General features: G+C 60.2%; 16 protein-coding genes. 7 read left to right on the top strand and 9 right to left on the bottom strand.

What is annotated here, in order from left to right; genetic code table 11:
* Positions 1-1,632 (bottom strand): alkaline phosphatase family protein, encoded by a 1,632-nt coding sequence (locus HCK86_RS01120; RefSeq protein WP_176082627.1) that lies wholly within the window; start codon positions 1,630-1,632, stop codon positions 1-3.
* Positions 1,633-2,288: 656 nt separating this feature from the next.
* Here HCK86_RS01120 and leuC point away from each other — a divergent pair.
* The 5 genes from leuC to fdhD all read left to right on the top strand — a co-directional run bounded on the left by leuC (position 2,289) and on the right by fdhD (position 8,193).
* Positions 2,289-3,698 carry a 3-isopropylmalate dehydratase large subunit gene (gene leuC / locus HCK86_RS01115; RefSeq protein ID WP_176082626.1) on the top strand — a complete coding sequence of 470 codons (1,410 nt, stop codon included), beginning with the start codon at positions 2,289-2,291 and terminating at the stop codon, positions 3,696-3,698.
* 124 nt (positions 3,699-3,822) lie between these two features.
* Positions 3,823-4,623: a 3-oxoadipate enol-lactonase gene (gene pcaD, locus HCK86_RS01110; protein WP_176082625.1), complete on the top strand. Its 801-nt coding sequence runs from the start codon at positions 3,823-3,825 to the stop codon at positions 4,621-4,623.
* Between the two features lie 200 nt (positions 4,624-4,823).
* Positions 4,824-5,882 (top strand): 3-carboxy-cis,cis-muconate cycloisomerase, encoded by a 1,059-nt coding sequence (locus HCK86_RS01105; protein WP_176082624.1) that lies wholly within the window; start codon positions 4,824-4,826, stop codon positions 5,880-5,882.
* A gap of 107 nt (positions 5,883-5,989) precedes the next feature.
* Positions 5,990-7,378: a PLP-dependent aminotransferase family protein gene (locus HCK86_RS01100; RefSeq protein WP_176082623.1), complete on the top strand. Its 1,389-nt coding sequence runs from the start codon at positions 5,990-5,992 to the stop codon at positions 7,376-7,378.
* Positions 7,375-8,193, top strand: coding sequence for a formate dehydrogenase accessory sulfurtransferase FdhD (fdhD, locus tag HCK86_RS01095; protein ID WP_246739404.1), 819 nt, complete (start codon positions 7,375-7,377; stop codon positions 8,191-8,193). Before HCK86_RS01100 ends, fdhD begins: the two co-directional genes overlap by 4 nt.
* A gap of 45 nt (positions 8,194-8,238) precedes the next feature.
* Here the strand turns inward: fdhD and HCK86_RS01090 are convergent, their stop codons facing one another.
* Positions 8,239-9,339, bottom strand: a complete 1,101-nt coding sequence (locus HCK86_RS01090; protein ID WP_176082622.1) for a glycerol dehydrogenase — start codon at positions 9,337-9,339, stop codon at positions 8,239-8,241.
* A gap of 357 nt (positions 9,340-9,696) precedes the next feature.
* On the opposite strand from HCK86_RS01090, the gene HCK86_RS01085 reads away from it, so the two are divergent.
* Entirely contained in the window at positions 9,697-10,275 is a 579-nt protein-coding gene (locus HCK86_RS01085) for a nucleotidyltransferase family protein (protein ID WP_176082621.1), read from the top strand.
* Here HCK86_RS01085 and HCK86_RS01080 read toward each other — a convergent pair.
* Positions 10,256-10,636, bottom strand: a complete 381-nt coding sequence (locus HCK86_RS01080; RefSeq protein ID WP_176082620.1) for a helix-turn-helix domain-containing protein — start codon at positions 10,634-10,636, stop codon at positions 10,256-10,258. The two genes, HCK86_RS01085 and HCK86_RS01080, sit on opposite strands and share 20 nt — an antisense overlap.
* Positions 10,637-10,741: 105 nt before the next feature.
* On the opposite strand from HCK86_RS01080, the gene HCK86_RS01075 reads away from it, so the two are divergent.
* Positions 10,742-11,488, top strand: a complete 747-nt coding sequence (locus HCK86_RS01075) for an SDR family oxidoreductase (RefSeq protein WP_176082619.1) — start codon at positions 10,742-10,744, stop codon at positions 11,486-11,488.
* 59 nt (positions 11,489-11,547) lie between these two features.
* Here HCK86_RS01075 and typA read toward each other — a convergent pair whose 3' ends face one another.
* The 6 genes from typA to kduI form a co-directional block, all read right to left on the bottom strand.
* Entirely contained in the window at positions 11,548-13,374 is a 1,827-nt protein-coding gene (gene typA / locus HCK86_RS01070) for a translational GTPase TypA (protein WP_176082618.1), read from the bottom strand.
* Positions 13,375-13,531: 157 nt separating this feature from the next.
* Positions 13,532-15,370, bottom strand: a complete 1,839-nt coding sequence (gene feoB / locus HCK86_RS01065) for a ferrous iron transport protein B (RefSeq protein ID WP_176082617.1) — start codon at positions 15,368-15,370, stop codon at positions 13,532-13,534.
* 142 nt (positions 15,371-15,512) lie between these two features.
* Positions 15,513-15,800: a FeoA family protein gene (locus HCK86_RS01060; RefSeq protein WP_210259779.1), complete on the bottom strand. Its 288-nt coding sequence runs from the start codon at positions 15,798-15,800 to the stop codon at positions 15,513-15,515.
* 324 nt (positions 15,801-16,124) lie between these two features.
* The gene (locus HCK86_RS01055) at positions 16,125-17,657 is read right to left on the bottom strand and encodes an altronate dehydratase family protein (RefSeq protein ID WP_176082616.1); all 1,533 of its coding nucleotides are present in this window, start codon (positions 17,655-17,657) and stop codon (positions 16,125-16,127) included.
* Between the two features lie 172 nt (positions 17,658-17,829).
* Positions 17,830-19,287: a mannitol dehydrogenase family protein gene (locus tag HCK86_RS01050; RefSeq protein ID WP_246739403.1), complete on the bottom strand. Its 1,458-nt coding sequence runs from the start codon at positions 19,285-19,287 to the stop codon at positions 17,830-17,832.
* A gap of 207 nt (positions 19,288-19,494) precedes the next feature.
* Positions 19,495-20,316 (bottom strand): 5-dehydro-4-deoxy-D-glucuronate isomerase, encoded by an 822-nt coding sequence (gene kduI, locus HCK86_RS01045; protein ID WP_176082614.1) that lies wholly within the window; start codon positions 20,314-20,316, stop codon positions 19,495-19,497.
* Positions 20,317-20,392 lie beyond the last annotated feature (76 nt).

Raw genomic sequence — 20,392 nt, 5'->3', positions numbered from 1 at the left:
TTACATTGCCTGGCCGGTCTTGGTGTCCAGCTTCAGTGCAGCCGTGTCGCCGCTGGTCCAGTCGAACATGGTGTCGAGCGAGCCAGCGATGGCATCGAAGGAGCCCTGGCCGAGACGCTGACCGCCCATCCAGTTGTCTTCGATGAAGCGCATCACCGAGGTCTGGTCGGTCAGCGTGTGATCGACAAAATTGACCTTGGCATAGGGCGAGATCACGAGCAGCGGCTGGCGTGTGCCATAGCCGCAACGGCCCTGAACCGGCTGGCCGGAGACGCCCGGAAGCGGGGTGCCGCTGCCACATTTGTCACCGTTGAGGACATCATAGCCGGCGACCGGAATGCTGGACGGATTGACCAGCGCCTGGGCATGGTCGTACCAGCCATCGGAATCGTCATACATGATGACGATGGCGGTATCCTTCCAGAACGGACTGTCTTCGATCGTGTTGACCGCATTGGTCACGAATGTCTGTTCGTCGAGCGGATCGGAATAGCCGGCATGACCATCCTGAAAGCCCGGTGCCTTGAGGAAGCTCACCGTCGGCATGTTGCCGGCTTTGAGGGCATCATAGAAATCGTGGATGTCATACTGGTGATTGGCGCCGCCATCATCAGCGGTGCCGACGACCGCAGGCGAGGCCGGGCGGACATGCCCGGGATTGGCGGTGGAGGGGTAATACTGGAACGGCTGGTGATGCGGGATGTAGTCAACTTCGGCCGATTTGGTGACATCCGACATGGTGGTGCGTGCACAGCCGGTCGTACCATTGGCATTGGTCAGCGTCAGATCGAAGCCGCCTTCGAAAAAGCCCCAGCTGATGTCACGCTCATTCATCATGTCGCCGATATTCCGGCCGGTCATCAGGGCGGTTGGATATTTCGGGTTGGAGCAGACGTCGCCGGTCGGGTCGAGGTCGGAGATCATCGTCCAGTTGCCGTTGCCGTCAGGAACAACGCGGCCGCCATCATAGGTGCCGTCCTTTTCCAGACGATAGCCCGGTGGCAGCGCCATACCGTTGGTCTGCCCGGAAATCAGGTTGATGGCACCGGGGGTCGAGGGGCCGAACTGGGTGGAAAAGGCATTGTCGCTCATGGCGAAATGCTGGGCATAGTTCCACAGCGCCGTGACGGTATTGCCGTCATAATAGCCCATGACCTGGCCCTTGCTGCCGAAGGAGCCGGCGCCGCCCTTGCTGCCGCGACCGGTATATTTCGGGAACAGATCCATCTTGCCGTTGTTATAGGCGGCCTGCTCTGTGGTGTAGCCGTGGTTCTGGTCAGCGCTGGCAGCCTGGGTACGGTCAAGGCGGAAGGGAGCGGCTGCATCATCGCCATTATCCGTATTGGTCTTGTTGGGGTTGTTGTCGAGAAGACCGGCATGGGCGAGCGTGTCGATATCGTTCGGTGTATCGGCGGCGGCGGTGAAGACCGGTTCGCCATCCGGATTGGCGGCCTTCGGATAGGTCGCGAAATAGTGGTCGAAGGAGACGTTTTCCTGGAAGATCACCACCAGATGCTTGATCGGCGTTGCCGTGTTGCGCATGACGGTATCGGCGGCATGGGCGCTGAGCGGACAGGCGATAGCGAGCGCGCTGCAGGCCGCTAGGGCTGCGCGGCGAGAAACGAAAGACATTCGGATTTCCTTGTTTCTGGTTGGAACAGATCGCCCGGCGCATGACCGTTCGATAATGCCGCTCGCTCCCTGCTGTTGTCAGCATTGGCGGCAGCCCATCTGAAACGTCGCCTTTCGTCGGACGTCGCGGAAACTAGGGCCGGTTCATGACAGCTGCGTGTGATTAGCAAGGCAGATCTCGCCACATTTCATTGCATTATACAGATTTCCGCGACCATGAATTGCACAGAAGCACGCGTAAGTGGTGTTAAAAGTGGATATTGCTAATCTAAGTTTTAACAAGTCATGTTTTTCGATTATCGAGCGGGAACAGTTGCTTAATGTCAATTCACGCAAGAGCGCCGGGCTTTACCCGGTTCGGCGGGCAGCCAGCGGCGATGATGGCGAAAATGTGGCGCAAAAAGTGCGGAAATCTTTGAATTGCCGCATGTCATGAAAGCTGGTATGAGCAGCCCATGATCAGGATGACAGACCGCAAAGACGCCCGTTTCGTGAGGGCCTTCGTTCTGCAGGACCGTAAGCGCCTGCCGAGCCGATTCTTTGCGATGATCTCCGGCGCCTTGAACGCCCGACTTAGCTGATCGCGCTGGTTTTCCAGCGGCGACGGTTCCGTCGCGCACGCCTGCTATACCAATCAGAACAGGGTTCAAACGATCATGAGCAAAGCCCGCACGCTGTACGACAAAATCTGGGACGATCATCTGGTGGATGCACAGGATGATGGTACCTGTCTTCTCTACATCGACCGTCATCTCGTGCATGAGGTGACGTCGCCGCAGGCCTTCGAAGGTCTGCGGATTGCCGGCCGCAAGGTGCATGCACCGCAAAAGACGCTGGCTGTCGTCGACCACAATGTTCCGACCACGCCCGACCGCGTCAATGGCATCAAGAATGAGGAGAGCCGCATCCAGGTGGCCGCTCTTGCCAGCAATGCCGCAGAATTCGGCGTCGAATATTATTCCGAGAAGGACAAGCGCCAGGGCATCGTCCATATCGTCGGGCCGGAACAGGGCTTCACCCTGCCGGGCATGACGATCGTCTGCGGTGACAGCCACACCTCGACCCATGGTGCGTTCGGCGCGCTTGCCCATGGCATCGGCACCTCCGAAGTGGAACATGTTCTGGCCACCCAGACGCTGATCCAGAAAAAGGCCAAGAACATGCTGGTGCGTGTTGATGGTCAGCTGCCGGAAGGCGTGACAGCCAAGGATATCATCCTCGCCATCATCGGTGAGATCGGTACCGCTGGCGGTACGGGCCATGTGATCGAATTTGCCGGTGAAGCGATCCGCTCGCTGTCGATGGAAGGCCGCATGACGGTCTGCAACATGACCATCGAGGGCGGCGCCCGCGCCGGTCTGATTGCCCCGGATGAGAAGACATTCGAATATATCAAGTCGCGGCCGCGCGCGCCTGAAGGCGAAGCGCTGGAGCGTGCGATTGCCTACTGGTCGTCGCTTGTATCCGACGAGGGCGCTGAATATGACCGTGTCGTCGTTCTCGATGCCGCCAATCTGCCCCCGATCGTCACCTGGGGGTCGTCGCCGGAGGATGTCGTTTCCGTGACCGGGACCGTGCCGAACCCGGATGAAATCGCTGATGAGACCAAGCGTGCCTCGAAGTGGCGGGCGCTGAAATATATGGGGCTCGAGCCGGGCACCAAGATGACGGACGTTGCCGTGGACCGCGTTTTCATCGGCTCCTGCACCAATGGCCGTATCGAGGATCTGCGTGCGGCCGCGGCTGTTGCCAAGGGCAAGAAGGTTGCCGCGACCGTGAACGCCATGATCGTTCCGGGCTCCGGCCTGGTCAAGGAGCAGGCGGAAGCCGAGGGACTCGACAAGATTTTCCTCGAGGCCGGTTTCGAATGGCGCGAGCCGGGCTGTTCCATGTGTCTGGCCATGAATGATGACCGGTTGAAGCCCGAAGAGCGCTGCGCCTCGACATCGAACCGCAATTTCGAAGGTCGTCAGGGCTATAAGGGCCGTACCCATCTGGTCTCGCCGGCCATGGCGGCGGCGGCGGCGATTGCCGGGCATTTCGTCGATATTCGCGACTGGGCCTGATGGCGCGGCCCTGTTGTTTCGGCCTTGTCCGAAATGACTTAACGAACACGGCGGTTGCGCTATAGTCGCAGCCGCCGTTTCCATGCGGCATGCTGGCTTTCGCAGGTCTTGAGGAGGATATCTGATGCAGTTCGTTCGGCTTAATTCTGTCACGCTCCATTATCGCCTTCATGGTGATCCGGCGCAAAAGCCGCTGATCGTGCTCATCAACTCGCTCGGAACCGACCTCAGGATCTGGGACTATATGATCCCGCATCTCGTCGACCGGTTCTCGTTTCTGACCTATGACAAGCGCGGCCACGGGCTTTCCGATCTTGGCGAAATGCCGCCGTCGATCGATGATCATGCCGATGATCTGATCGCGCTGATGCAGCATCTGAAGCTTGGCCCCGCCATCATCTGCGGCCTGTCGGTCGGCGGGCTGATCGCCCATGCAATGTGGGCGAAGCGGCCGGAGCTTGTCTCGGCGATCATTCTATCCAACACCGCATCGAAGATCGGCACCCAGGAAAGCTGGAGCGAGCGTATTTCACTGCTGAACCGTGAGGGCATTGCCGGTCTGGTCGATGTCACCATGGAGCGCTGGTTTACTGCGGCCTTCCGCAGACCTGACAATGCGGTGATTGCCGGGCTGTCGACCATGCTGGTGCGCCAGTCGCTGAAAGGCTATGTCGCCACCTGCATGGCGATCCGTGATGCAGATTACCGGGATGTGGCACCGACCATCTCTGTTCCGGTGCTCTGCCTTGTCGGGGACGAAGACAGCTCGACCCCGCCGGATGTGGTCAAGGCAACCGCAGCAGCGATTCCGGGCGCGGGTTTTGTCGTGATCGACGGCGCCGGGCATATTCCCTGCATCGAAAGGCCTGAATTCTATGCCGGGCTTGTTGCCGATTTTGCTGGGCAGCACGGTCTTTCGCGGTGAGGTGCTGGCCTTCGCCGTCGCAACAAGACGCTGCATCCTACTTGCGTAAATCGCCTCATTGGCGCAAGTTACGCGTTAACAAGACTGCGCCATGGAAAGCGGCGCAAGGGTCCAACGCAATGCCCCAGTGGCATTTGCGGCGTGATGGCGGGTTTCAGGCCGGTCATTTATGCCGAATTTCATGATTGATCGTATTTTCCATGAGCTATTCTGCTTTTGACCATCCTGTTCTGTCCGGTCTCGTCGGTGACGATGAAGTTGCCGCCTGCTTCAGCTTCGACGCCGAGGTCAAGGCAATGCTGGCATTTGAGGCGGCGCTCGCCGAGGCTGAGGCGCGTGTTGGTGTGATCCCCGAGGACGCGGCAGAGCGGATTGCCGCCGTCTGTGCCACTTTCGCGCCTGATATCGGCTCACTCAGGCAGGCGACAAGCCGCGATGGCATTGTCGTTCCGGATCTGGTGCGCCAGCTCAGGCTCGCCGTTGGCGGCGATGCGGCGGCCTATGTTCATTTCGGTGCCACCAGTCAGGATGTGATCGACACCTCGTTGATGATGCGGCTTTCAACGGTCTCGTCCCTGTTCCTTGACCGGCTCGATCATCTGTTCCAGCGCATTGATACGCTGGATGCCCGCTTCGGTTCCAATCCGCTGATGGGGCGCACCCGCATGCAGCCCGCTCTGCAGATCACCGTATCGGACCGGCTGCGCTCCTGGCGCGAACCGGTCCTTTATCTTCGCCAGTTCCTGCTTCGTCTTGATGGCCAGCTTTTTGCAGTGCAGTTCGGCGGTGCCGCAGGCACGCTCGACAAGCTGCCGGAACAAGGCGTCGAAGTCCGTGCCGCGCTGGCCGATCTTCTCGGTCTCATCGACGCGCCGCAATGGCAGAACCAGCGCAACGTGCTGGCGGAATTCGCTTCCTGCATGTCGCAGATTACCGGTAATCTCGGCAAGTTCGGTCTGGATGTCGCTCTTCTGGCCGAGATGGGGGATGAAATCGAGCTCATCGAGGGCGGTGAATCGTCCGATATCGAAGGCAAGCGCAACCCGGTGGCAGCCGAGGTGCTGGTGTCGCTGGCCCGTTTCAATGCCGCCAATCTTTCGGCCATGCATACCGCGCTGGTGCACGAGCAGGAACGCTCAGGTGCTGCCTGGACGCTGGAATGGCTGGCGCTGCCGCAAATGGTCGCAGCCGCTGCCGGTTCGCTGATGCTTGCCGATAAGCTCTGCACGCGCATCAAGCATCTGGGCAAGGTGTCATAATTCAGCCGGCATGGCTCTGTGACAGCCTGCGGGCGGCTGGAGCCAGCCACAACCTGTTGAATTAATTCTTCTTGTCAAGTCAGGTCAATTCGATCAACAATCGTACTATGACAAGTTGGAAGCCCAATCCCCGCCTGATCCACCGTCCCGCCTATCTTTCGCTCGCAGAGCAGATTTCCGGCGCGATCCGTGACGGCCTGCTGATCAACGGCATGCGGCTTCCGCCGCAACGGCAGATGGCGGCGGATCTGAAGATTTCGGTGCAGACGGTCAGCCGCGCTTATGAAGAGCTGACCCGACGCGGGCTGCTCACCGGCGAGGTCGGACGCGGTTCTTATGTGCGGGCGCAATCGCGCGAGCCCGAACAGCTTCATATGTATGAACGCAATGGCGATCTGGTCGACCTGTCAATCCTGAAGCCCGTCTGTGAGAGCCGCAGTCTGGCGAAGTTCTCGGCCGCCTTTTCCGCGCTCGGCGCGGATATGCCGCCGGAGCTGGCCTTCTCGATGATGCCGAATGCGCTGTTCAATCGCTATCGTCTTGTCGGCGCCAACTGGCTGGCGGCCTGCGGACTGAAGGCGCCGCCGCAATGTATCACGGTTACCAATGGTGCCAGCGAGGGCATCACGGCAGCGCTGATGGGCGTGGCCCCACCCGGTTCCGTTGTCGCCGCGGAAGAATTGACCCATCCGATGCTGAAGCCGCTTTCGAGTTATCTCGGCTTCGATCTTGAGCCGCTGCCGATGGATGAGGAAGGGTTGATCCCCGAGGCGCTTGATCAGGCGGCCGGACGGAAACGGTTGCGGGCGGTCTTTGTCCAGCCCTCGGTTGCCGGTCCCTATGCGGCGTTGATGAGCGCGCCGCGCCGCCGGGCCATCACCGCCATTGCCCGCCGGCGCGATTTCGCCATCATCGAAAATGATGTTCTCGGTCCGTTGATCGAGAACCGCCAGCCGCCGCTGGCAGCCTTTGCGCCGGAGCGCACGCTCTATATCACCGATTTCTCCAAGAACACGATTCCAGGGCTGAGAGCCGGGTTTCTGGCAGCGCCGCCACGTTATGCGGCTGCGGTTGCCAACCGGCATCTGGCCACCAGCTGGATTGCAACGCCGGCCATGGCCGAGATCGCCAGCCGCTGGATTGTCGATGGCACGGCAATGGAGCTGATCAACTGGCAGCGCATGGCGCTGAAGCGCCGTCATGGCATTGCCGCCGCCGCTTTGCGTGGCGTTGATTACCGCACCAGCCCCGGGGCGCTGCACCTGTGGCTGCCGCTGCCATCCGGCATGCGTGAAGAGGCCTTTGTCCAGGCCGCGCGCGCCCGTGGCGTCATCGTGGCGCCCGGTTCCACCTTCCATATCGGGCGTCAAGCGATGGAGCATGCCGCCGTCAGGATTTCGCTTTCGGCAACGACCGAACTTGATCTGACAGCGAGCCTCGGCATGATCGCCAGCATGTTGCGGGAACGGACCAGTGCTCGCAAAGTGATGGCATGAACCTGGTGGGCAAAGATGCGCTCCCGGTGTCCGTGGCGATGCCATCCGTCGCGCAGAAAGCAAATGGCGCTGTCCGTGCTGAGCGTGTCATTGCCGCAGAAACGGCCATTGCGATGTCCTATCGCGGTTCGAGCCATGCCGTCATGATGGCCACGCCCGCGGATTTTGAGGATTTCGCCGTCGGCTTCAGCCTGACGGAAGGGATCATTGCCAGCGCCGGCGAGATCACCGGGATCGAGGTGCTGACCTTCGAAGCCGGGATCGAGTTGCAGATTTCGCTTACCGATGAGCCCGGCGATGCCTTTGTCCGGCGCAGGCGGTCCATGGCCGGGCCGGTTGGCTGCGGGCTGTGCGGGCTGGAATCGCTGGATGCGGCGATGCGGAGCGTACCTGCCGTCGCCGAAACGGATTTTCGCATCCCGGCGGTCGATGTCCATCGGGCCGTCGAAGGTCTTGCCGCACATCAGCCGCTCTTCGCCGAAACGCGCGCGGTGCATGGTGCGGGCTTTTTCGATCCTGCGCGTGGTGTTGTCATGGTGCGGGAGGATGTCGGGCGGCACAATGCGCTCGACAAGCTCATCGGTGCGATGGCGCGCAAAGGCGAAACGGCCGGTAATGGCGCGGTTGTCGTGACATCGCGTCTCTCGGTCGAGATGGTTCAGAAGGCTGCCATCTTTGGCGCGCCTGTGCTGATCGCCATTTCCGCGCCCACGGCGCTTGCGATCGAGACGGCAGAAAAAGCGGGCATGACCCTCGTTGCCATCGCCAGACATGACGGCTTTTCCGTCTTCACCCGTCCCGAACGGATTGGGTGAGGACCGGCTGACGTCTGGCCAGCCGGCCGGCTTCTATGCCTCTGATTACGCCACGAGCTTCATCGCCTTGCGGCGTGTGCCTTCGGCATTGGCAGCCTGCAGCGCGGCGACCACACGTTCCGGCGTCACATCGCCATCGATATTGTGGATCGTCTCGCCCTCGGCGCAGGCCAGCTTTGCGACGGCCATCAGATCAGCATCACGCGCGTCGCCAATACCAATATCGGCGAGCGTCGTCGGCAGGCCGATCGCCTCGCAGAAGCCAAAGACCTCGTTGATCACGCTTTGAGGCCGTCCGGTGAGGAAGAGCAGGGCTTCTGTGCCGATTGCAACCTTTTCACCGTGCCAGAAGCTGTGCGTGCCGTGAAGGGCCGTCAGCCCGTTATGGATCGCATGGGCACCGGAAAGCCCGCCACTTTCAAAGCCGAGGCCTGAGAGCAGCGTGTTGGCTTCGACGATCCGTTCGAATTCCGGCGTGACGATCTTCTGCGAGGCGGCAGCCTTGGCGGCCGGGCCGTCGGCGAGAAGCGTGTCATAGCACATGCGCGCCAGGCCGAGAGCGGTGGCCGAACCCGGCCGTCCGGTCATGTTGGCAGCGCCGGAGACCCGGCAGTCTTCGGCTTCGAAATAGGTCGACAAGGCATCACCCATGCCGGCGACGAGCAGCCGCACCGGCGCACCGATGATGATCTTGGTGTCGACCAGAACCACATCAGGATTATGCGGCAGCAGCAGATAGCGCTTGAAGGCCCCTTCCTGGGTATAGATCACCGACAGCGCGCTGCAGGGCGCATCGGTGGAGGCGAGCGTCGGGGCGATCACCACAGGCAATTTAGCCTGATGGGCCACGGCCTTGGCGGTATCAAGCGCCTTGCCGCCGCCAATGCCGACGATGACATTGGCGCCGCTGGCGCCTGCCAGCTTGCCGATCCGCTCGATCTCTTCATCTGAGCATTCGCCCTTGAACATTTCCGTGGTGATGGCGGCCCTGTCATCGCTTTTGACATAGGCACTGACGAAGGTGGCAACACCCTGATCGACAATAGCCAGCGCTTTGCTGCCCAGTCGGGCAATTTCTTCCGTCAGATGCTCAAGCGCGCCGGCGCCCTGAACATAGCGGCTGGGAAATATGGTGGTGGAAATCATCTTACGCCTTCCTTTCTGCCCCCGTTTCGAGTGGCAAGCGGGATGGGCGGTGGCGTTGCTCGTCGGCCGCATCCCTCCCTTAAGAAAAGCCTTTGTCGTGGCGATTTCAAGGGCGACAAAAGATGAAGTTTTTCAATGAATGCGTCGACGGATCTGCAGGGGGGAGACCGAAAACTGATGCCTGTCAGAAAATATCACAAGCCTGCCTGAAAGATTCCGCTTTCGCCTGTTTTGTTTTCTTTCAGACGTCAAACCGCTGGACCATCCTTTCGATCCGGCTAAACTTTGGTCAAAGGGGTTGCCTTGCTATCGTTCGAACCTGCCATCAATCGGAGACGGTCTGACCGCCGTGATCATATGACGGATGAATTGTCGCTGCTGACCGACGCCGCGCGTCAAAGTCCGCTGCTTGCGCCGATTCTGGAAAACTGGGCGCTTCTGGATCTGCCGCAGTGCTGGCTGGTGGCTGGCGCGCTGGCGCAGACCCTGTGGAACCGCAGTTTCGGCTTTGATGCGGGGCATGGCATTGCCGATATCGACATTGTCTATTTTGACTCTGACGACCTGTCGGAGCGGGGTGAGGCGCGGCATGCGGCCCGTATTCGCGAAGCCTTCGCCGGCATTCCTGCCTGGATCGACGTCAAGAATGAGGCGCGGGTGCATTTATGGTATGCGGGCCGCTTCGGCTATGAGATCGCGCCCTATCCGTCGATGAGCGATGCAATCGCCACCTTTCCGACGACGGCAACATCGGTTGCCCTGCGGCCTGCTGAAGGCGGCGGCTTCGCATATGAAGCCCCCTTCGGTCTTGGCGATCTGGTTTCAGGCATTGTCCGGCCAAACAAGACCCAGGTTTCGCGAACGGTCTATGAGGACAAGTCCGAACGCTGGCAGGTCTTGTGGCCGGACCTCACCATCATGCCATGGGATGATTGACCGGGATGCGCCGGGTCCTGCTCGCGACCTTTGAAGCCTCGATCTCAGTCCGGTTTTCCTCACCCCAGCTGCAGAGCGGCTTCAGTGCCGCGACCAGGCTTTCGCCGAAAGGCGTCAGCGCGTATTCGACGCGCGGCGGCACCTCGCCAAAATCGGTTCTCACGATAAGCCCGTCGGCTTCCAGCTCCTTCAGATGCTGAATCAGCACCTTGTCGCTTGCGTCGCGCACCGAGCGTTTCAGTTCGCCATAGCGCCGGCTTTTCTGGCCAAGAAAGGTCAGGATCAGCGGTTTCCACTTGGATCCGATCAGCGCCAGCGTGGCATGCAGGCCGCAGGTAAAGATGCTCTGTTGATCGCTCATTTCGGCTTTCCGGAAAAAAACATTGATACTTACCAAATGGTGCATACTGGAGGAAAAGCAAGTGCCTGCCTAGATGTCTCCTATCAGAAACTGGAGACACTGAAAATGAGACTGAAAAACAAGATTGCCGTGATCACCGGCGGTGCGTCGGGCATTGGCCTTGCGAGTGCGAAGCGCTTTGCTGCAGAAGGTGCACAGGTCTTCATCACGGGCCGCCGTCAGTCGGCGCTTGATGCGGCAGTCGCTGAAATCGGCCATGAGGCCCGGGGCCTTCAGGGCGACGTCACCAAGCTTGAGGATCTTGACCGCATCTTTGATGCTGTCCGGCAGCAGGCAGGGCGGATCGATATTCTGTTTGCCAATGCCGGCATCGGTGCGTTTGCCCCGCTCGGGGCCATCACGCCGGAGCATTTCGACCAGATCTTCGACACCAATGTCCGTGGCCTGGTCTTCACCGTACAGAAGGGGCTGCCGCTGATAGGGCCGGGCAGTTCCATTATTCTCACCGGATCGACCACCGGGGTGATGGGTACGCCTGCCTTCAGCATCTACAGTGCCACCAAGGCGGCGATCCGTAACCTGGCCCGGTCCTGGGCCCTTGATCTCAAGGGGACCGGCATCCGGGTCAATGTGATTTCCCCTGGCGCGACGGAAACGCCGGCCTTGAGTGAAGTGGCCGCCTCGACCGGGGACAAGGCGGCAGTCTATGCAGGGTTCCAGGCGATGACGCCGCTTGGCCGCATCGCCGATGCTGCGGAGATCGCCGCTGCGGCACTGCTGCTAGCCTCTGATGACAGCAGCTTCATGACCGGCAGTGAAATCTTCGCGGATGGCGGTGCTGCGCAGGTCTGAGCAAAAAAAGAACCCGGCCAAAAGGCCGGGTTCATCAATCTCTCGCTTCGCCTTGAAGATCAGCCGGCGGCGCGGGTCTTCTCGAAGCGCTTGCGCTCGTTGCTGTCGAGGTAGAGCTTGCGCAGACGGATCGACTTCGGTGTCACTTCCATCAGCTCGTCGTCCTGGATCCAGGAGAGTGCGCGGTCGAGTGTCATGCGGATCGGCGGCGTCAGCTTCACCGCTTCGTCCTTGCCGGCCGAGCGGATATTGGTGAGCTGCTTGCCCTTCAATACGTTGACCTCAAGGTCGTTGTCGCGCGAGTGGATGCCGACGATCATGCCGGTGTAAACCTTGTCGCCGGGCTCGATGATCATCGGGCCGCGATCTTCCAGGTTGAACATGGCATAAGCCACGGCTTCACCAGCCTGGTTCGACAGGAGAACGCCGTTGACGCGGCCGCCGATCTCACCCTTGTAGGGCTGGTAGTCGTGGAACAGGCGGTTCATGATCGCCGTGCCGCGCGTATCGGTCAGAAGCTCGGACTGGTAGCCGATCAGGCCACGGGTCGGTGCGAAGAACACCATGCGGACGCGGTTGCCGCCCGACGGGCGCAGTTCGACCATCTCGGCCTTGCGCTCGGACATCTTCTGCACGACGATACCGGAATGTTCTTCATCGACGTCGATGACGACTTCTTCCATCGGCTCCATCAGCGTGCCGTTTTCATCGCGGTGCATGACAACGCGGGGACGCGACACGGCAAGCTCGAAACCTTCGCGGCGCATGGTTTCGATCAGAACAGCAAGCTGCAGTTCGCCACGGCCGGAAACGTAGAAACTATCCTTGCCTTCGGCTTCTTCGATCTTCAGCGCGACATTGCCTTCGGCTTCCTTCAGCAGACGGTCGCGGATAACGCGGCTCGTCACCTTGTCGCCTTCGGTGCCAGCCAGCGGGCTGTCATTGACGAGGAACGACATGGTCACCGTCGGCGGATCGATCGGCTGGGCATGCAGCGGCTCGGTGACCGAGGGGTCGCAGAACGTATCGGCAACCGTGCCCTTGGACAGGCCGGCAATGGCGACGATATCACCCGCATGGGCTTCTTCAATCGGCTGGCGCTCGATGCCGCGGAAGGCGAGGATCTTGGAAATACGGCCGGTTTCGACCGTCTTGCCATCGGCATTGAGAACCTTGATCGCCTGGTTCGGCTTGATCGAGCCGGAATGGATGCGGCCGGTGATGATGCGGCCGAGGAAGTTGTTGGCTTCCAGAAGCGTTCCGATCATACGGAAGGCGCCGTCTTCCTCGCCGACGCTCGGGGCGGGAACGTGATCGACAACAAGGTCGAGAAGCGGGCCGAGGCCCTGATCCGTCGGACCTTCCGGCGAGGTGTTCATCCAGCCTGCACGGCCGGAGCCGTAGAGAATTTTGAAGTCAAGCTGTTCGTCGGTTGCGTCAAGATTGGCAAACAGGTCGAAGACCTCGTTGACCACTTCTTCCGCGCGGGCATCCGGGCGGTCGATCTTGTTGATGGCGACGATCGGCTTCAGGCCGACCTTCAGCGCCTTGCCGACGACGAATTTCGTCTGCGGCATCGGGCCTTCGGCAGCGTCCACCAGAACGATGGCGCCGTCCACCATCGACAGGATGCGCTCGACCTCACCGCCGAAATCGGCGTGGCCGGGGGTGTCGACGATATTGATGCGTGTGCCTTTCCAGACAACCGACGTTGCCTTGGCAAGGATCGTGATGCCACGTTCCTTTTCCAGATCGTTGGAATCCATGACACGCTCGTCGACGCGCTGGTTCTCGCGGAAGGAACCGGACTGTTTCAGAAGTTCATCGACAAGGGTCGTCTTGCCATGGTCAACATGCGCGATGATCGCGATATTGCGGATAGCCATAAATGTATCTCTGGGGCTGGGGCGCAGTCACATTGGGAGGAGGCGCCAGTTGCTCTTGGGCCTGCTCATACACACATTTTGATAAAAACAAAAGAGCGAGTTTGCCATGGGCAGACATGCTTGACGTGCACGGCAGCGCAAATGCGACCGAAATGTCTCAGTTGAAGCCGAGAAGACGGGCGCCCTGATAGAAAATAAACGCGACCAGCCAGGCATAGATCAGCGAGGTTATCAGCGTGAATGCCGTGAAGCGCCAGGACCGGCTTTCGGATTTCACCGTTGCGACCGTGGTGAGGCACGGCGTGTAGAGAAGACAGAACAGGCAGAAGGAATAGGCCGCGACCGGCGACACCGTGAGGGCGATCTGATGTGCCACCAGCCCGGCCGACATGGCGTAGATGGTCGACAGCGAGCCGATCACCACTTCCTTGGCAATGAAGCCGAAGATCAGCGCCAGCGTCAGATAGGGGTTGATACCGATCGGCGCCATGACCGGCTGCAGCAGTTCGCCCAGCTTGCCGCCCCAGGTCTCAAGCCCTGTTGCATCCGTCGGGAAATTGGTGAGAAACCAGACCGCTATGGTGCCGACAATGATGAACCGGGTGGCGCGGCGCAGGAACTCGCGCAATTCGCCAAAGCCCCGCAGCCAGACCTGACGCAGTGTCGGCACACGATAGGGCGGCAGTTCCAGCACGAAGGGTTCGGTGTTCCTGAACTGCTTCGAGCGCGAGAAGATCGCGGCGGCGAGAAAGGCCGAGAGAAAGCTGATGACATAGAAGGAAAACAGCACCACCGGGCCATGAGCGGGCGGGAAAACAGCGGCAATGATGAAAACGAACACCGCCAGCCGCGCCGAACAGAGCGAGAAGGGAATGATCAGCATCGACAATAGCCGGAGTGGCTGCGAGCGCATCACCCGTGTGCCCATCAATGCCGGCACATTGCAGCCAAAACCCATCATCTGCATGACGAAGGCGCGGCCATCGAGCCCGATCCGCCCCATCCAGGCGTCCATCAGATAGGCCGCACGGGAGAGATAGCCACTGTCTTCCACGGCCGCCATGCAGAAGAAGAACAGCATGATCAGCGGCACGAAGGAGGCGACGGTGGCAACGCCGAGCCAGATGCCGTTGACAACGAAATTCTCAAGCCAGGCAGGACCCAGATGGAGCACCGGCTCCAGCATATGCGCCTGGATCCAGTCGGTGAGGGTGCCGACCACCCCTTGCGAGGGCAGGCCAATCGCCCAGATGAGGTAAAAAATGCCGAGCATGACGGCGAAGAACAGCGGCAGGCCCAAAATAGGGTTCAAAAGCACGCGGTCGAGTTTTTCCGTCAGGGTTTTCGGCGGGATGTCCGGATAGGTGACAACGCCATCAAGCGTTTCCCGCAACGTCTCCTCGGTGATCAGCGTTGTCCGCAGCGTTGCATAATCGGCCAGAACCGGCGGCAGCCCGGCGCGCTCCGCCAGCACCGATCCGACGCTTGCCATCGCCGCAGGACAGCCTTCACCATATTTTGCGCTGATCAGATGGACCGGCATGCCAAGACGCCGGGACAGGCCATCCGAATCAATGGTGATGGCGTTCTTGCGCGCTTCATCGGCCATGTTGAGCATGACGACGGCGGGCAGTCCCAGCCGCGCGATCTGCAGCGGCATCAGCACCTGCCGGTCAATCTGGCTGGCATTGACGACCACGATCACCATGTCGACGGGATAGGTCTTGAGAAAATCCGCAACGATGGTCTCATCTTCGGAATAGCCTTCGAGGTCATAAATGCCTGGCAGATCGACGATTTCAACGGTCTGACCGCCAAGCTTCACCCGCGCATTGGACAGGCTGACCGTGATACCCGGCCAGTTGCCGACATAGGCATTGGCGCCGGTGATGCGGTTATAGAGCATCGACTTGCCGGTATTGGGCTGGCCCAGAACGGCAATGCGCGGCACATCATTGGCTGAGAGATTGGCTTCGGCGGGCGAACAATGGGACATGGCTATTCCGGTGATGCATCTGTCGGACAATAGCCTATCGCAATCGTGCCGTCAGCGGCTTGGCTTGCCTCAAAGGCCTGCCGCCCTGATGTTTGTCGAAGCATGGTGTCGAAAGGTCCGCTCGGCATCGGGCGTCGCGTGACTATTTTTCGCTTCTGCGTACCCGCACAAGGGCGGCTTCGGAACGGCGGATGGCAATTTCCGTCGTGCGGCCGGCGCGCACGACCAGCGGGCCGCCAAACCAGCCACGGCGGAGCATGGAAACTTCATGCGTTGCGGAAAGGCCCAGCGCCTTCAAACGGTTGGAAAGGCCGATTTCGCAGGCGCCACTATCGACAATCTCTACAATGCCACTTTCGCCCGGTTCGAGCATATCAAGGGAAATGATGCGTCCCTCAAGGGCGGTAGCCATGGCAGGATTGTTAAGCATGGGCAGTTCCAGTCCTGGAAATCTGCTGGCACCGTCATCTGAAAGGCCTTCCGGACTTCAGACCGGTGCCAGATCCACCTGTCTAAATCAACTTCTGATCTATGACATTTTTGTCTGAGAAGCGCAACAGACTTAACTATTTGCCGAAGCTTTTTATAACCGTATGATATTTTAGAATTATTCCATTTTTATAGTTGAGCGGCCGGTTCTCGTTGTCCTGCCGAAGCTGGCGATGAATGAAGTGTGGCCGATGCGCCAGACAGCAAGGCCGCCGGATCCCGCCGGCGGCCTTGCACTGTTTTTGTCGCATGTCCCGCGCAGTGATCACATCACGGCGCCAACCTGCCATGGCACGAATTCATTATCGCCGAGCCCCATGCTTTCGGACTTGGTCTTCTGCCCCGAGGCCGATTTCAGGATCAGGTCGAGGATCTCCTGCCCCTTCGCCTGAATATCGGCACCATCGGAGAGGATGTCGCCGCAATTCAGGTCCATATCGTCCGGCATGGCGGCGAAGAGGGCGGAATTGGTGGCGATCTTGATCGTCGGCGTCGGCTTGGAGCCAAAGGCGGAGCCGCGACCTGTGGTGAAGCACAGCATCTGCGCGCCGCCGGCGATCTGGCCCGTGGCGGAGACCGGGTCATAGCCGGGGGTGTCCATGAAGAGCAGTCCCTTTTCGCGGATCTGCTCGGCATATTCGAGCACATCGGCAAGCGGTGTGCTGCCAGCCTTGGCAACGGCGCCGAGTGACTTCTCAAGAATCGTGGTCAGGCCGCCCTGCTTGTTGCCGGGGCTCGGATTGTTGTCCATCGAGCCATGGGCTGCGGCGGTGTAATCCTCCCACCACTTGATCCGGGTGAGAAGTTTCTCTGCGACATCGGCACTGACGGCGCGACGCAGCAACAGCTGTTCCGCACCATAGATTTCCGGCGTTTCCGACAGGATCACGGTGCCGCCCATACCGACCAGCAGATCGGAAGCGATGCCGAGTGCAGGATTGGCGGTGATGCCGGAAAAGCCGTCGGAACCGCCGCATTGCAAAGCAAGCTTCAGTTCGGAAGCGGGAATTTCAACGCGGGTGACGTCGTTGACCGTCGGCAGCAGTGCCTTGATGTGATCGACGATCATGTTGATCGACTTCATCGTGCCGCCATTTTCCTGAATGGTCATCTGGAAGAAGCGGCTTTCATCCATTTCGCCATGGATTTCGCGCATCCGGGCCAGCTGCATCTGCTCGCAGCCAAGCCCGACAAACAGCGCTGCCCCGACATTGGGGTGCGTCGCATAGCCCCACAGAACGCGCTGCAGATTGTCAAAGCCCGGACCGGAATTGGCCATGCCGCAGCCAGTGCCATGGGCAAAGGCGGCAATACCGTCAATATTGGGATACTGATCGAGAATGCCGGAATGATTGATGATGTCGGCGGCGCGGCGGATGACCGTTGCCGAGCAGTTCACCGTGCCGCAGATGGCGATGTAGTTGCGGGTTCCGGCAGCGCCATTGGCGCGGCGGTAGCCCATGAAAGACGCCGGCTTGACGGCGGGAATGGCGGCTTTGGCGGCTTCAAGATCGGCGCCGATCTGATAGTCGCGGCCATGATCACCGAAGGTGCAGTTATGCACATGCACATGCTCGCCGGCCTTGATGTCCCGTGCGGCATAGCCGATCAGCTGGCCGAACTTGTAGATTTCGCCACCTTCAGGGATATCGACATTGGCGATCTTGTGACCGCGGGTCACGGGTTTTTCAAGTGGTACACCGTAGCCGAGCGGGGTTGCGCCGGCATCGGCGCGCACCGTCAGGATCGAGACCGTATCCTTGGGGTGCAGTTTCAGACAGTCGGAATGTTCAGCCACAATAGACCTCCAGGCGGGCGTTTTGAGGGGGATTGCCCGGCGATTGAATTCGGAAGCGAATGTCTTCCTCTCCGGCTTTTGATGCGCCTGGGAGGGGCGCCACGGAACCGGTTGTTTTCATGTTCATATAGGAAGCCGCCAATGCCTTCGCAGGCGGCTTCCTGCATCAATTTTACTTGACGACCTCTTCTGCCATGGCGCGGGCGCCCTTGGTGACGAGGCCCTCATAGGCAGCAACCAGACCTTCGACAAAGGCCTTGTTGTCCTGCAGCGCCTTGGGGAACACGTCGGAGACGCCAACCAGGGCCTCGACTTTCTCGCGCGGCGTGGCGCCTGCATCCGACAGAGCCTTGAACTTCTCGGCCAGCGGATCGCGAACGTCGATCGGGTTGCCCTTTTCATCAACGCCGCCGACATAGCGCATCCATGCCGCAACCGCGAGCGTCAGGCCCGGGATCGGCCGGCCGGCGGCGATATCTTCGGCAACGGTTTCGAGAATGCGCTGTGGCAGCTTCTGCGAGCCGTCCATGGCGATCTGCCAGGTCAGGTGCCGGATGGAGGGGTTGGAATAGCGTTCGAACAGGGCGGCCGTGTACTCTTCCAGGCTGACGCCGGGAGGGGCATCAACGGCCGGAATGATTTCCTTTTCCCACAGGAACTTGCAATAGGCGGCCAGGACCGGATCGGAAACCGTGTCGAAGATGGTTTCCTTGCCGGCGAGATAGCCAAGATAGGAAATCGAGGAATGCGTGCCGTTCAGGCAGCGCAGTTTCATATGTTCAAACGGCGTGACGTCGTCGACCAACTGAGCGCCGACGGCGCCGATATCCGGGCGCTGGCCGTCAACGAACTTATCTTCGACAACCCACTGGCGGAAGGGCTCATGCATGACCGGAACCGGATCATAGACGCCGGTCAGTTCGGCAACGCGGACGATATCTTCCGGCTTGGTGGCCGGAACGATGCGGTCGATCATGGTGCAGGGGAAGGTGACTTCCTTCTCGATCCAGGCCTGCAGTTCGGGATCGATCATCCCGGCCAGCTCGACGACGACGGCGTGAACGACGTGGCCGTTGTTCGGTAGATTGTCGGAACTCATCATGGTGAAGGGGCGGATGCCCGCCTTGCGGCGGCGGTCCAGCGCGCGGACGATGTAGCCGATCGCCGATTTCGGCTTGTTCGGGTCCTTCAGGTCTTCAATGATGAAGGGATGTTCGCGGTTCAGCTTGCCGGTCGAGGGGAAATGGCAATAGCCCTTTTCGGTGACCGTCGAGGTGACGATCTTGATCTTCGGATCGGCCATCAGCGACAGCACGACTTCCGGATCATCAGGCGCATCGATGACGTCGTTCAAAACCGGAATGATCTGCGGCTCGATGCCATCGGGTGCCAGCGACACGGCCGTATAGGCAAAGCCCTGCGGCTCGAAGATCTCGCGCTGCTTCGGCGGGGTCATCAGGTTGACGCCGACAATGCCCCAGTCGCCGCCGGACTTCTGCATTGCTTCATAGAAATAGATGGCGCCATGCGAGCGGTAGAACGCTCCCAGGCCCAGGTGAACGATCCCGGAGCCCGGACGCTTCACGTCGGGGCGCTTCAGACGGGGGAGATCCTGAATATTATCGGCCAAGCCAGCCTCCATAGAGATTGGGAATTTCAGTTATTGTTGTTGATGCGGCAGATCGTCATTTCGCAAATGGCGCGTCGCGTTTATCGACGGGCAGCAGGCAGAAAGGGTACCTTAAGCCGTCCGGGGATGGCGCCGGCGGGGGCCGCCGGTGTCGGTTGCTTCGCGGTCCGCAGGCAGGCTTTCAGCGCCTGGGGACCGCGACAGAAATCACTTCAGCGTTTCCATCGAGACCATTTCAACGTCCTTGTAGTCGACATTGTCGCCGGCCATGGCCCAGATGAAGGTGTAGGACGCCGTGCCCGCACCGGCATGGATCGACCAGGGCGGCGAGATCGCGCCCTCTTCGTTCTTCAGCACCAGATGGCGGGTTTCGTCGGGCTCACCCATCATGTGGAAGACCCGCTGGCCGTCCGGCACATCGACATAGAGATAGGCCTCCATGCGGCGGTCATGGACATGGGCGGGCATGGTGTTCCAGATCGAGCCCGCGGCAAGCTTGGTCATGCCGACCACAAGCTGGCACGATTTCATCACGTCGGGATGGACGAACTGGTAGATGGTGCGCTCGTTGCAGGTCTCTTTCGAACCAAGCGTGACATTGGCGGCCTCGGCGATCTTGATCAGCCGCGAGGGATAGGTCTGATGGGCCGGGGCGGAGAGAATGTAGAAACGGCCTTCACCGGAAAAGGTGATCTTGCCGGCGCCCATGCCGAGATAGAGCATGTCGCCCTTGACCATGTCATATTCGGCATCGGCAACGACCTTGCCCGGTCCGCCGACATTGACAATGGTGATTTCGCGGCGATCGAGGATCGAGGCCGTGCCGCAGGGGGCGACATGGTCGAGCTCGAGTTCGGCGTCACCGGGGACAGCGCCACCGACGATCATGCGGTCATAATGGGTGTAGATCAGGTTGATTTCGCCATCGACGAATATGTCGCTGACCCGGAAGTGATCGCGGAGTTCCTCCGTGCCGAAGGTGCTGGCCGTGACGGGGTCAATGGCATGGCGAATTTCGATGTTCAGCATCACTTTCTCCTTGGTAACGGGTCTTTGTTCCGGGTGGGATGCCCCGGTTCTTGTTTTCTCCCCCCGCCCAGAGGCG

The sequence above is a fragment of the Martelella sp. HB161492 genome, from assembly GCF_013184775.1.
Taxonomy (GTDB): domain Bacteria; phylum Pseudomonadota; class Alphaproteobacteria; order Rhizobiales; family Rhizobiaceae; genus Martelella.
This window is presented reverse-complemented; position numbering and strand designations above follow the sequence as displayed.